Source organism: Sphingomonas sp. (genome assembly GCF_019635515.1).
Lineage (GTDB): Bacteria > Pseudomonadota > Alphaproteobacteria > Sphingomonadales > Sphingomonadaceae > Sphingomonas.
This window is the reverse complement of sequence record NZ_JAHBZI010000001.1, coordinates 2242870-2256878: the sequence shown is the minus strand read 5'-3', so window position 1 is coordinate 2256878 and position 14009 is coordinate 2242870. Positions and strand designations below refer to the sequence as shown.

General features: G+C 65.7%; 8 protein-coding genes. 6 read left to right on the top strand and 2 right to left on the bottom strand.

The features are described 5' to 3' along the window. The first annotated feature begins 92 nt into the window (after positions 1–92). Complete coding sequence (locus tag KF730_RS11375) at positions 93–2378, top strand: penicillin acylase family protein (protein ID WP_294095170.1); 2286 nt, start codon at positions 93–95, stop codon at positions 2376–2378. Here the strand turns inward: KF730_RS11375 and KF730_RS11370 are convergent. Further along, positions 2359–3537, bottom strand: a complete 1179-nt coding sequence (locus KF730_RS11370; protein WP_294095168.1) for an MFS transporter — start codon at positions 3535–3537, stop codon at positions 2359–2361. The genes KF730_RS11375 and KF730_RS11370 overlap by 20 nt on opposite strands. A gap of 76 nt (positions 3538–3613) precedes the next feature. Beyond that, a complete protein-coding gene (locus KF730_RS11365; RefSeq protein WP_294095165.1) occupies positions 3614–5860 on the bottom strand; it encodes a beta-glucosidase in 2247 nt (748 codons plus the stop codon). A 249-nt stretch (positions 5861–6109) separates the two neighbouring features. On the opposite strand from KF730_RS11365, the gene KF730_RS11360 reads away from it, so the two are divergent. The 5 genes from KF730_RS11360 (at position 6110) to KF730_RS11340 (ending at position 14008) form a co-directional block, all read left to right on the top strand. After that, positions 6110–9109, top strand: a complete 3000-nt coding sequence (locus KF730_RS11360) for a TonB-dependent receptor (RefSeq protein ID WP_294095163.1) — start codon at positions 6110–6112, stop codon at positions 9107–9109. 103 nt (positions 9110–9212) lie between these two features. Further along, entirely contained in the window at positions 9213–10778 is a 1566-nt protein-coding gene (locus KF730_RS11355) for a tryptophan halogenase family protein (RefSeq protein WP_294095160.1), read from the top strand. Next, a complete protein-coding gene (locus tag KF730_RS11350) occupies positions 10775–11488 on the top strand; it encodes a SapC family protein (RefSeq protein ID WP_294095157.1) in 714 nt (237 codons plus the stop codon). The genes KF730_RS11355 and KF730_RS11350 overlap by 4 nt, the downstream gene beginning before the upstream one ends. After that, positions 11481–12512, top strand: a complete 1032-nt coding sequence (locus KF730_RS11345; RefSeq protein ID WP_294095155.1) for a cupin-like domain-containing protein — start codon at positions 11481–11483, stop codon at positions 12510–12512. Before KF730_RS11350 ends, KF730_RS11345 begins: the two co-directional genes overlap by 8 nt. Continuing rightward, complete coding sequence (locus tag KF730_RS11340; RefSeq protein WP_294095153.1) at positions 12509–14008, top strand: tryptophan halogenase family protein; 1500 nt, start codon at positions 12509–12511, stop codon at positions 14006–14008. The genes KF730_RS11345 and KF730_RS11340 overlap by 4 nt, the downstream gene beginning before the upstream one ends. The last annotated feature ends 1 nt before the right edge of the window (position 14009 follow it).

The window sequence follows — 14009 nt, the reverse complement described above, 5'->3', positions numbered from 1 at the left end:
GACGGGCGCGGGCCATGGCCATAGCTTGCGCCTATGACCGCCCGAGCGCTCGCCATGGCGCGTTCCGGGCGCGGCGCGGTTAGCGTGCGGGTATGAAGCTCAGCCGCCGCTCGCTCCTGCTCGGGTCCGCCGCGACATTCCTGTCGCCCGCCGCGCCACTGCTGGCGCGTCAGCGGCAGGTCGGTGGCGCGGGCTTGTCGGCATCGATCGAGATTCTCGACGATCCATATGGTGTGCCGCACATCCGGGCGCGGTCGATCCCCGACGCCTATTTCGGGCAGGGCTATGTCGTCGCGCGCGACCGGCTGTTTCAGATCGATCTGGCGCAGCGGCGCGAGATGGGGCGGCTCGCCGAGGTGTTCGGTGCGGAGTTCGCGGCGCACGATGCCGCGGCGCGGCTGTTTCACTATCACGGCGATGTGCATGCCGAGCTGGCGCGGGTGCCGGCTCGATATCTCGATTGTGCACGGGCCTATGTCGCCGGCGTCAATGCCCGGATCGACGAGGTCGTGGCGAACCCGGCGCTGCTGCCGCTCGAATATCGCATTCTCGGCATTCGTCCGATGCGCTGGGCGCTGCGCGATCTGGTGGTGGCGCGCGGGGCTTCGGGCGGGAATAGTGGCGATGAGGTCCGCCGGGCGCGACTGGCGGCGATGGGATTGCTCGAAGTGGACGAGATCGCCGCGCCGCTGCACCCGGCGTGGAAGCTGAGCGTGCCGGAAGGGCTCGATGCGGCGGCGGTGTCCGATGCCGATCTCGGCGTGCTGCGGCTGGGCGGATTGCCCTATGCCTCGATGACGCCCGATCCGGTCGAGCGGGCGAACGCCGGCAGCAACGCCTGGACGGTGGGGCCGGATCGCACCGCCACCGGCCGCCCGATCCTCGCCAACGACCCGCATCTGGGAATTGGCGGGTTCGGCCCCCGGCATGTCGCGCACCTTACCGCGCCGGGGCTCGACGTGATCGGCGCGGGCGCGCCGGGCCTGCCGGGGATCATGCAGGGGCATACCGACCGTTTCGCGTTCGGGCGCACCAACTTTCATATCGATCAGGAGGATCTGTTCGTTCTCGTTCTTAATGCGGAGGATCACGAACGATATTGGCATGATGGCGGATGGAAGCGGTTCGAGACGGTCGAGACGCTGATCCCGGTCAAAGGCGCGGCGGCGAAAGCGGTGACGCTGCGCTATTCGGTGCATGGGCCGGTGCTCTCGCACGATCCGGCGCGGCGGCGCGCGACCGCTCTGGCGTCGATCGAGCTGCAGCCGGGCGCGAGCGGCGCGTTCGCGATGATCGCGATAAACCTGGCGCGGGATTGGGAGAGCCTGCGCGCGGCGTTCGCCTTCCATCCCTCGCCGACCAACTTCCATTACGCCGATGTCGAGGGCAATCATGGCTGGCAGGTGATCGGCTTCACGCCGGTGCGCCGCAAGGGCGACGGGCTGCTGCCGGTGCCCGGCGACGGGCGCTACGACTGGACCGGAATGCGCGATTTCCGCGCACTGCCGAGCGAATTCAACCCGGCCAAGGGCTGGTTCGCTTCGGCCAACCAGAACAATCTGCCGGCGGATTGGCCGCGCGACCGCATTCCGGCCTTCTCGTTCCGCGAGCCCTATCGCTACGAGCGGATTGCCGAGGTGCTGGCGGGCCAGCCCAAGCATAACCTGGCCGACAGCGTCGCGCTCCAGCACGATACGATGTCGGCGCCGGCGCGCCAATTGATCGCGCTGTTGCCGGGGCAGGCGGGTCCGGCGGCGGAGATGCTGCGCGGCTGGGATGGCCGCATCGATGCCGCGAGCGGCGCAGCGGCGTTGTTCGAGATATTATGGCGCGAGCTCAACGGGAGGATGGTCGAGGCGATCGTGCCGGCCCGTGCGCGCGGGCTGATCGACAGCGTCGCGCCCTCCGTGTTGCTGGAACGGCTGGCAAGCAATCCGGCCCTGCTGGAGCGGGCGCTCGCCACCGCATGGAACAGCGCGCTGACGAAGCTCGGCCCCGATCCCGCCGCGTGGCGCTGGGGTGCGCAGCATCGGGTTCGCCTCATGCATCCGCTATCGAGCGTTCCGGCGATCGCGGCGGCCTTCCCGGCGATTGAGGGCGAGGAATCGGGTGGCGACAGCTATACCGTCATGGCGCGGGGCATTCGCGGAGCGCAGGTCGGCAGCGGGGCGAGCTATTTGCAGGTGATCGATGTTGGCGGATGGGACAATTCGTTGATGCTCAATCTGCCGGGACAATCGAACGATCCGCGCTCACGGCACTATCGCGATCACTATGGGCCGTGGTCCAGAGGGCAGATGCTGCCGATGCTGTTCAGCAAGGCGGCGGTGGATGCGCGCGTCGTGACGCGGACGACGCTCAATCCCGCTCGCGAATAGCCAGGATCAGCAGGCCGCCGCAGATCGCCAGCGCCGCCAGCGCCAGCATCACCGCATCGAAATCCCGCGGCGTCGCCAGCGCCCAGGCCAGCAAAGGCCCCAGCAGAGACGGCAAGGTGTTGGTGAGGTTGATCAGGCCGAGATCGCGGCCGCGATGATCGGGGTCGGGCAACAGCTGGGTCGCGAAGGCCGAGTGCAATGCGAGGAATACCGCCGAGCCGATCTGAAACAGTCCGAAGCACAGCGACGCGGCGGCGAAATCGCGGGTCATGGTCATACCGATGAGGCCCAATGCCGCGGCGCATGCCGCACCCAGCAGAAAGGGTTTGCGACGGCCGATCCGGTCCGAAAGCCGGCCCGAGACCACTGCGATCGGGAGAGAAAGGACATAGGCCGCGGTCAAGACCTGCGCGACGCTGGCGGCGAGGCCGGGCCGGGGCCCCAGGCTCTGGAAATAATAGAAGAGATAGAGCGACAGCACCGCGCCGGAAATCTGGATCAGCAGCCGCGAGACCCAGGCGATGGCGAGGTCGCGGGGCGGGGCGAGGGTCCGCGCCACGGGTTTCGCCACGAGCGGACGGGCACGGGTACGCAGCAGTGGTACGACGCACAATGCCACGGCGGCGGGGATGAACAGCAGGCGGACGGTGTCGGAGGGCGTCAGGCTGACCAGCAAGGCGCCGACTGCCGAGGCGAGCGGCGCGGCGAAAGCGAGCAGACCGCCGGCGACGCCCTTCTGGCTGTCCGGAATCTCGTCGGCCATGATCGCGAGAAAGGGGGCGAGCAACGCGTTGATGGCAATCTGGAATGCCATGATCGCGAGGACGATCGTCACCGGCGTCGTCGCCAGCGCGATGGCGGCATAGGCGGCGGCGGTCAGCACCACGCCCAATCCGACCCAGCGCCGCCGCCGGCCATAAAGGTCGCTGAGCCAGCCAAAGGCGATGTTGGAGAGGCTGGCGGCGGCGGCGCCCGCGATCACCGTGATCGTGAACAGGTCGAGGCGGGTGTCACCGGCGATGGCGCCGATCCGCGCCGGGAGCAGCAGGGTGAGCAGGGGCAGATAGCTGATAACCGCCCCGGCATTGGCGAGCGCGAACAGCAGCAGGAAGCCGGTCGAGCGCGGCGCGTCCGCGGGGGCAGGCGAGGGGGCGGACATCGGCCTCAGTCCTGCCAGTTGCGGCGGCGCCGGGCAATGCGCGTGCCCGGCGCCGCCATCCCAGGGGGCTGGGAGTTCAGGGCTTCATCGTCGCCTCATCGAGGGTGGTGGTGGTGACAAGTCCACGATCGGCCGCGTCGTGCGCGACCGCGACGCGATAGGTGCCACCGACGATCCGCCAGCCGGGCAGGCTGGTTTCATAATCGGCTAGAATGCGCGGCTCGGCATTGAGGGTCAGGCGGCGAGTCTCGCCGGGCTTCAGTTCGACGCGCTGGAAGGCGGCGAGGCGCATCGGCGTGCCATTGTCGCGCGCGACATAGACCTGCGGCACATCGGCGCCGGCGCGGCTGCCGGTGTTGGTGACATCGAACGAGACGCTGAGCGTCTTGCCGCCCGTCACCTGGAGGTTGGCATAGCCGAAGCTGGTGTAGCTGAGCCCGTGGCCGAATGCGAAGAGTGGCTTCTGGCCCTTCTTCTCATACCAGCGATAACCGACATCGGCGCCTTCCTGATATTCGACCGGGAAGCTCCTGAGCTCATATTGGCCGGGCGCGGCGGCGGGGTTCGATGCGGCTTCCGCCTCCAGCGACGACAGCGTGTCCTTGCCGACCGGATGCGGGCGCGGCGGCTGGGCGGCGGTGGCGGGGAAGGTGATCGGCAGGCGGCCCGAGGGATTGACCTTGCCGGTCAGGATATTGGCGAGCGCTTCGCCGCCGCGCTGGCCGGGATACCAGGCCTGGATCACCGCGGGCACCTGGGCGACCCATGGCATCAGCACCGGGCCGCCGGTTTCGAGCACGGCGACGGTATTGGGCTGGGCGGCGGCGACGGCGGCGATCAAAGCGTCCTGATGATCGGGCAGGCGCAGATCGGCGACGTCATCGGCCTCGGTGGTCCATTGCGTGGCGAAGACGATAGCGAGATCGGCATTCCTCGCCGCCGCCGCGGTGGCGGTCATGTTGCGGCCATCGACGAAGCTGATCTGCACGCCGGGTAGCGCCTTGCGCAGCGCGGCGAGTGGCGAGGAGGCATGGTAGGTGATCCGCGCGAACGAAGCCGAACCGCCCCGGCTGAGCGGGATCTCGATCGGGGCACCACCGACACCGCGGACCTGGCTCGATCCTCCGCCAGACAGCACGCCGAGATCGGCAGCGCCGCCGATGAGAACGATGCGCCTTGCGGTGCGGGCGAGGGGGAGGAGATTGCGCTCGTTCTTGAGCAGCACGATTCCCGCTTCGGCGACGCGCTGGGCGACTTCGGCGTGCTGGGCATAGGGCGGTGTCTCGGCCTTGCCGGGGACTGGCGCGTCATAGGCACCGGTTTCGATCAGGCCGGTGAGATAGCGCGCGACCATATCGTCGAGGCGCTGCATCGGCACGTCGCCCGACTGGACCGCGGCCTTGAGCGGCGCGGAGAAGAACATCGCCTTGTCGAGCTCCTGGCCCGATTGCTGATCGAGCCCCGCCTTCGCGGCCTTGGCGGTGGAATGGACGCCACCCCAATCACTCATCACCCAGCCGCGATAGCCCCAGTCGCGCTTCAGCACCTGATTGAGCAGGAAATCATTCTCACAGGCCCAATCGCCATTGACCTTGTTATAGGCGCACATGACCGAGCCGGGCTTGCCCTTCTCGATCGCGATCTGGAAGGCGAGCAGGTCGCTCATCCGCAGGTCCGCCTCGCCGATCCGGGCATCGAGCACCATGCGGCCGGTCTCCTGGGCATTGAGCGCGTAATGTTTGATCGTCGAGACGATCTTGTTCGACTGGATGCCGGCGATCTGCGCGCCGGCGAGGGTGCCGGCGAGCAGCGGATCCTCGCCCAGATATTCGAAGTTTCGCCCGTTCCACGGATCGCGCGTCAGGTTGACGCCGCCGGCGAGCATGACGTTGAAGCGTTTGGCCCGTGCCTCGGCACCGATCATCACACCGCCGGCGCGGGCGATTTCGGGATCGAAGCTGGCGGCGGTGGCGAGGCTGGAGGGCAGGGCGGTGGCGACATCGCCGGCGCGCTGCTCGACCTGATTGGCGACGCCCAACGAGGCATCGGTCTCGCGGACGACCGGCACGCCGAGTCGCTTGATGCCGTCGATATGACCGGCCGAGGGAATCAGATCCTCGGCGGTCTTGCCCTTGGCGAAAGGCGGGAACAGGCCGTGGACCAATGCGATTTTCTCATCGAGTGTCATCTGCGCAACAATCGAATCGGCGCGGGCACGGGCGTCCTGATCGGCAGCCGGCGCGGATTCCTGCGCGAACGCCGCGATAGGGGCGGCAAGGCTCAGCGCGGACGCGGAAAGCAGCAGAGCGCACAGGTTTTTCATGGGGATTCTTCCTCTCGTCGCCGTTCGCTGGCCGTCCGCCGCATATGCCGCGTCGACTCGCGATCCTCGCTGGTATCGACACTTAGGAAGCATAAATTGATAACGTTCACAATTGGAACTTGTCAGGGAAAATCCAACCGATGCGGCCGAAATGAGGGGGCTTGACAACGTAGGACAATGGGTTGAAGTGAACGTTCTCAACGACGATGGCGGGCGAAACCGCGTCGATTATGGGAGGGAGAGATAGATATGAGGGGCATTAGCCGTCGCTCGATGTCATCGCTGGCACTGGGTGCCTCGATGCTGGCGCTTATGACCGTGCCGGGCACCGCATTGGCGCAGGACCAAACCGCGTCCACACCAGACAACGCTGTCAATGACCAAGATGGCGAGATCGTCGTCACCGGTATCCGCGCATCGCTGCGCCAGGCGGTAGACATCAAGCGCAACGCCAACGGCGTGGTCGACGCGATCTCGGCCGAGGATATCGGCAAGTTCCCCGACACCAACCTCGCGGAATCGCTCCAGCGCATCACCGGCGTTTCGATCGACCGCTCGAACGGCGAGGGCTCGACCGTCACCGTCCGCGGCTTCGGTCCGGAATATAATCTGGTGACGCTCAACGGCCGCCAGATGCCGACCTCGACGCTGGGCGACGGCGGCAGCGCGCCCTCGACGCGCTCGTTCGACTTCGCCAACCTCGCCTCGGAAGGCGTCGCGGGCGTGGAGGTCTACAAGACCGGCCGCGCCTCGATTCCGTCGGGCGGCATCGGCTCGTCGATCAACATCCGCACCCCGCGCCCGCTCGACAATCCGGGCATCCGCGGCAGCATCGGCATCAAGGGTGTGATGGATCTGTCGCGCAACGACGGCAATCCGATCACCCCGGAGATTTCGGGCATCATCAGCTCGACCTTCATGGACGACAAGGTCGGCATCCTGATCAACGGTTCGTGGCAGAAGCGCAAGGGCAGCGTGAACCAGGCCAATGTCGGCTGGCGCGACGGCTATCTGGGCTCGGAGAACAACTGGGGATCGCTGGCGATGGCGCCCGATGCGCGCGCCGCGAACATCACCAACCGGCCCAAGGCGAACGACGTCTATCAGGTGCCGCAAAACGGCTCCTACGACCTGAACGACATCAATCGCGAGCGCATCAACGGCCAGCTCGTGCTGCAATTCCGTCCGGTCGACGACCTCACCGCGACGGTCGATTATACCTATTCGCGCAACACCGTCGAAGTGCGCAACAGCAGTGTCGGCATCTGGTTCAATCACGCCGACACGTCCAGCAGCTGGACCGACGGGCCGGTCGCGGGCCCGAAATTCTACACCGAACGCTTCGCCGCGCTCGAGCGCAAGGATCTGTCGTACAGCGGCGCGCTGACGGCCAACCGCAGCATCAACAAGTCGCTTGGCGGAAACCTGCGCTGGGATGCCCCGGGCGGGGTAACCATGGAGCTCGACGCCCATCACTCGACCGCGGAATCGAAGCCGTCGAACAAGTTCGGCTCCAGCGTGTCGGTCGGCAACGCCGTATTCGGCGTCGCTAGCCAGACGATCAATTTCGAAAACGACCTGCCGGTCATTTCGTACACCATGCATCCGGGCATCGATCCGCTGGACCGTTCGCTGATCACGCCGACCGGCAATGCGTTCCGCAACGCCTATTTCAAGAACGAGATCGACCAGGTGCAGTTGCGCGGCCGCTACGACCATGACGGCGGCTTCCTCGACTCGATCGATTTCGGCGCGTCGTATATCGACAGCAAGGTACGCTCGGCGTTCGGCTTCATCCAGAACGAGACCTGGAGCGGCGCCGGTCCGGCTTCGGACATTCCCGACGACATCTTCACGCTGACCTCGCTGCCCGACAAGTTCAAGGGCGTGCAGGGTGCTGGCGCGGGGATGATCCAGAGCTTCTACCGGTTCGATTTCGAGCGGATGGTGGGACTGATCGACAGCAAGTACGGCACGTGCCGCAGTCCGCAGCAGGGTGTCGCCGCGCCCGGGACGTGTCTTGCCGAATTCACCACCGACCGCCGTATCCGCGAGAAGACGCTCGCGCCGTATCTGCAGGTATCGACGGTGTTCGATCTGTTCGGCAATCCGGCGCATCTGGTCGCGGGCGGACGCTATGAGCATACGCTGATCGATTCGGAGGCTCTGGTTCCGATCCCGAATGGCACGTCATGGAACGCCGCCAACGAATTCTACGTGCAGCTCTCGGGGAAATCGGACTTCTCGCGGTTCCGCGGCGAGTATGAGAATTGGCTGCCTTCGGTCGACTTCGATGTCTCGCCGATGCGCGACGTCAAGCTGCGCGCTTCGTACAGCCATACGATCACGCGCGCCGACTATGGTAGCCTGCAGGGCGGTTTGACGCTGGACAACCAGTTCCGCATCGCCTTCGGCACCGGCAGCCGGGGCAATCCGGGGCTCAAGCCCTTCAAGTCGAAGAATCTCGATTTCTCGGCGGAGTGGTACTACGCGCCGGCCAGCTATATTTCGGTCGGCTATTTCAACAAGGATGTGTCGAACTTCATCTCGCAGGGCCGGACCGATGAAAACGCCTTCGGGCTGCGTACGGTCGCCAACGGTCCCCGGTACAATGCGGCGGTGGCGGCGGGTGCCGGCGCGACGACGTGCGGCATTCGTCAGTACATCTTCGACAATTATCCCGGCTCGGTCGTGAAGACCGGCACCGATCCTTCGGGCTGCACGACGGGCAACATCCTCGCGCTGCCGGAAGATCCGCTGCTGACCTTCCAGATCAACACGCCGGTCAACAACAGCCAGACCGAAAACCTCCATGGCTGGGAATTCGCGGTCCAGCATAACTTCTGGAACACCGGGTTCGGTGTCATCCTCAACTATACCAAGGTGGATGGCAGCGCGAAGTATGACAATACCAAGCCGTCCAGCGCGACCCAGTTCGCGCTGACCGGATTGAGCGACAGCGCCAACGCCGTCGCATTCTACGACAAGAACGGACTTCAGGCGCGCGTCGCCTGGAACTGGCGTGACCAGTTCCTCGCGGGGGCGGGCGCCAATCCCTTCTACGTCGAGAAATATTGGCAGATCGACGCGAGCGCGAGCTACGAGTTCATCCCCGGACTGACCGTGTTCGCCGAAGGCATCAACCTGACCGGTGAAGGCCGCCGCGGACATCTGCGGTCGGACCGCAACGTCGCTTTCGCGACCAAGGGCGATCCGCGATACTCGGCGGGCGTCCGGTTCACCTTCTGATCCGGCGCGCGCGCCGCCCCGGGAAAAGGCCATCCCCCGAAAGGGGATGGCCTTCATCCCTTTCCGGCGGCAAGCTCGTTGCCGGAAACTCGAGATCCTGTCAGTGGAAGCATCGGTCAGCAGAATAGTCATTGTCGGCGGGGGAACCGCCGGGTGGCTTGCGGCCAGCCTGATCGCGGCCCGGGCCGATCCCGCGGCAGCCGATCCCATCCATATCACCCTGATCGAATCCCCCGATATTCCAACGATCGGCGTCGGCGAGGGTACCTGGCCGACGATGCGGCGGACGCTCGAGCGGATCGGGATCGCCGAGGCCGATTTCCTGCTCGCCTGCGATGCTTCTTTCAAGCAGGGTTCTCGCTTCGATGGCTGGCGGACGGGCGCTGCCGACGATTTCTATTACCATCCCTTCATGCCGCCGCTCGATGGTGATCCGCAGGAAGTGGTTTCGGCGTGGCGCGACGCCGGGGACAATATGTCGTTCGCGCAGGCGATGGGGCCGCAGCCGCGCATCGCCGCGCTCAACCTGGCGCCGCGCCAGCGCGCGATGCCCGATTATGCCGGGGCGTTGAACTACGCTTACCATCTCGACGCGGCGAAGCTCGCCGGGCTGTTGTCACGTCATGCGACGCAACGGCTGGGTGTAGAGCATGTCCGCGACCATGTGACGGGTGTGAGCAAGACGGAGGATGGCGATATCGCCGCGATCCAGACGCGCGCTTCGGGCCTCATCGCAGGCGATCTGTTCCTCGATTGCACCGGCCATTCGGCGCTGCTGATCGGCGACCATCTCGGTGTGCCGTTCATCGATCGCAGCGACGTGCTGTTCAACGATCGGGCGCTTGCCGTGCAGGTGCCGGTCGCTCCCGACAGCCCGATCTCGTCCCATACCACTTCCACCGCGCATGCCGCCGGCTGGATCTGGGACATCGGCTTGCCCGCACGCCGCGGCGTGGGCTGCGTCTATTCCTCCAAATTCACCAGCGACGAGGCGGCGGCGGAAACGCTCGCCAACTATCTTCGCGCGACGACACCGGGGGGCGAGGCGGACAATTTGACCTTTCGCCGGCTCGCCTTCCGCTCCGGGCATCGTGAACGCTTCTGGGAGCGCAATTGCCTGGCGATAGGTCTGTCGGCGGGATTCCTCGAACCGCTCGAATCCTCGGCGATCGTGCTGATCGAGCTGTCGGTCGAGGCGTTGCTCGACAATTTCCCGGCGACGCGCACAACCATGGACCTGCACGCGCGGCGCTTCAACGACCGGTTTCGCTATCGCTGGTGCCGGATCATCGAGTTCCTCAAGCTGCATTACGTGCCGAGCGAGCGCGACGAGCCCTATTGGCAGGCGCACCGCGATCCCGCTTCGATCCCGGAGCGGCTGGCGGACCTGCTCGAACTATGGCGCGATCAGCCGCCGTCGCTTGCCGATCTGCCGATGGCCGACGAGGTGTTTCCGGCGGCGAGCTATCAATATGTCCTTTACGGCATGGGCTATCCCGCACCGGCACCGGGCGCTATCCGGACAGGCGCGCGCGACGCGATAGTGCGGCAGATGCGGCAGGCCGAGCAGCGCGGGCGGGCGCTCGCCGCCAGCCTGCCGGACAACCGCGCCTATCTCGACGCGTTGCGCGCCGAACGATCATCCTCGGGCAAAAGAATGGCTGAATGACCGACCACGCAATCCTGACCCCCGAAGCGCATGCGGAGCTGCGGATCCGCACCGAGCACGGAGCCGATCTTGGCGATGCGGTGATGTACGCGATCACGGTGCCGAGCGAATTCCGCCAGGTGCAGAACGACTATCCGATCCTGTTCCGGATGAATCCCGAGCGAGACGGCTTCACCGCGCTGGCGATCTTCGGGTTCGAGGCGGGGGAGAATCTCTATCTCGATGGCGGCCGCTGGGATGCGCAGGGCCGTCCGCTCTCGATCGAGATCCAGCCCTTCCTGATCGGCGGCGACCCCGACGATGATGCGCCCAAGCAGGTTCATATCGATATGGCGAGCCCGCGGATCGGCGCTGGCGAAGGCGTGCGCGTGTTCGACGAGACGGGGCGGCCGACGCCCTATCTGGAGACAATCATCGACAAGCTCGGCGCGCTCGATGCCGGCTATCGGGAGTCGCGCGATTTCTTCGAGGCGCTGCGCCGCTACGAGCTGCTCGAACCACTGATCCTGGAAGTGACGCTTGACGATGGATCGACCAACCGGCTGGTCGGCTTCCATGTGATCGACGAGGAGAAGCTGCGCTCTCTCGATGCGGCGGCGCTGGGTGATCTACATGAAGCGGGGCATTTGATGCCGATCTTCATGGCGCTGGCGTCGCTGGCCAACCTTTCCGCACTGATCGCGCGCAAGAACCGGCGCGCGCATGGCTGAGGCCGATCCGGGCATCTTTTCGAGTATCGCGCCGATCCGCGAAGTGACGGTGGCGGATGCGGCGGCGCTGGACGCTGCGCTGCGCGCCGCGAAAACGCCTTTCGTTGTACGTGGATTGGTCGAGGATTGGCCGCTGGTGCAGGCCGGGCTGCGATCGGGCAAGGCCGCGCGCGATTACCTGCTGGCGCGGGCCAGGCCGCGGCCGTTCACCGTTGCGGTAGGCACTCGTGGCAGCGGCGGGCGGCTGTTCTACGATGCCGCGATGGGCATGAACTTCCAGACCGTCCAGGCGCAACTGGGCGAAGTGTTCGGCCAGATCGATCTCGACGAGGGCAAGGCCGATGCGCCGCCGGTCTATCTCGCCTCGATCGACGTGCATGATTTCTTCGACGGGCTGCATGCGGCCAACCATGCCGATCTCGGCGAGCGCTCGTGCATCGCGAGCATCTGGATGGGCACGCCGACCAGAATTGCCGCGCACAATGACTTCCCGGACAACCTCGCCTGTGTCGCTGCCGGGCGGCGGCGCTTCACGCTGTTTCCGCCCGATCAGTTCCGCAATCTCTATCTGGGACCGATCGACAATACCCCGGCTGGCCGCGCGGTCAGCATGGTCGATTTTCACGCGCCCGATTTTGCCGCGCATCCCCGTTTCAGGGAAGCGCTGCGCCACGCGCAGGTCGCCGAATTGGCGCCGGGCGACGCGCTGCACATCCCCTCCACCTGGTGGCACCATGTCGAGGGCCTCGCGCCGTTCAACGTGCTGGTCAATTATTGGTGGCGCGATACGCCGCGCTGGCTGGGTCAGCCGCAGGACGCGCTGAACCATGCGATGATGGCGATCCGCGATCTGCCGGCGGACGAGAAGGCGCACTGGCGCGATCTGTTGGATTATTATGTGTTCGAGAATAGCGAGGACGTGGTGAAGCATATCCCAGCCGAGGCGCGCGGCGTACTCGCCCCGATGACCACCGAAAGTACCGGACGTCTGCGCGCCTATCTGCTTCGGGCGCTCAGCCGATGAGCGAGCATCGCATGCGCCGGGTGGTGATCGCCGGCGGCGGCACCGCCGGCTGGATGGCGGCGGCGGCCATCGCACGGACGCTGGGCCGCACCGTTGACGTGACGCTGGTTGAATCGGATGCGATCGGCACGATCGGTGTGGGCGAGTCGACGATCCCGCCGCTCGTCAATTATAACCGGCTGCTCGGCATCAACGAAGCCGAGTTCATGGCCGCGACGCAGGCGACCTTCAAGCTCGGCATCCTGTTCGACAACTGGAAGGAGCAGGGTGACCGCTATTTCCATTCGTTCGGCATCACCGGCAAGGATCACTGGTCGGCCGGATTCCAGCACTTCTGGCTCCATGCGCGCGCGCGCGGGCTGGCAGGGCCGTACGGCGATTATTGTCTCGAACTGGTCGCCGCGCTGCGGGAGAAGTTCGCGCATCTGCCCGATGACCGGATGAACTATTCGTATCAGCTCGATTCCGGGCTGTACGCGCAATTCCTCCGCAAGATGGCCGAGGGCGACGGCACCAGGCGGATCGAAGGCAAGATCGCGCGCGTCGAACTTAATGGAGAGAGCGGCGACATCGCCGCGCTGGCGCTGGAATCGGGCGAGCGGATCGAAGGCGACCTGTTCATCGACTGCACCGGTTTCCGGGCGGTGCTGATCGAAGGCGCATTGCATGCCGGTTTCGAGGACTGGACGCACTGGCTGCCATGCGATTCCGCCATCGCGATCCAGACCGAGAGCGTGGCGCCGCCGGTGCCCTATACGCGGGTGATCGCGCACGATTCCGGATGGCGCTGGCGGATTCCGCTACAGCACCGCGTCGGCAATGGCATCGTTTATTCGAGCCGGTATCTCGACAAGGATGCGGCGCATCAGCGGCTGATGGGCGAGATCGAGGGCAAGACGGTTACCGAGCCCAATTTCCTGCGCTTCGTCACTGGCGTGCGCCGCAAGCAATGGCACCGCAATTGCGTCGCCATCGGGCTCTCGGGCGGGTTCACCGAGCCGCTCGAATCGACCAGCATCCATCTGATCCAGCGCGCCGTGCTGCGGCTGATCCGGATGATGCCGCTACGCGAGATCAGCGAGCGCGATATTGCCGAGTTCAACGAGCAGCAGGAAACCGACGCGGTGCAGATCCGCGACTTCCTGGTGCTCCACTATAAGGTGACCGATCGCCGCGACAGCCCGTTCTGGCGGCATTGCCAGTCGATGGAGATTCCGGATTCGCTGGCGCAGAAGATCGAGCTGTTCCGCGAGACCGGCCGCGTGTTCCGCAAGAACGACGAATTGTTCGCCGAGAATAGCTGGGTGCAGGTGATGATGGGGCAGGGGATCACCCCGCGCGCCTGGCATCCCATAGCCGAGAAATTGCGCGACGACGAACTCGCCAAGCTGATGACGACGATCAGCGATCAGGTGAAGCACACGGTGGCGACGCTGCCGGCGCATGGCGATTATGTTGCGCAATATTGCGGTGCCGCGCGGGCCGCGGCCGCCTGAG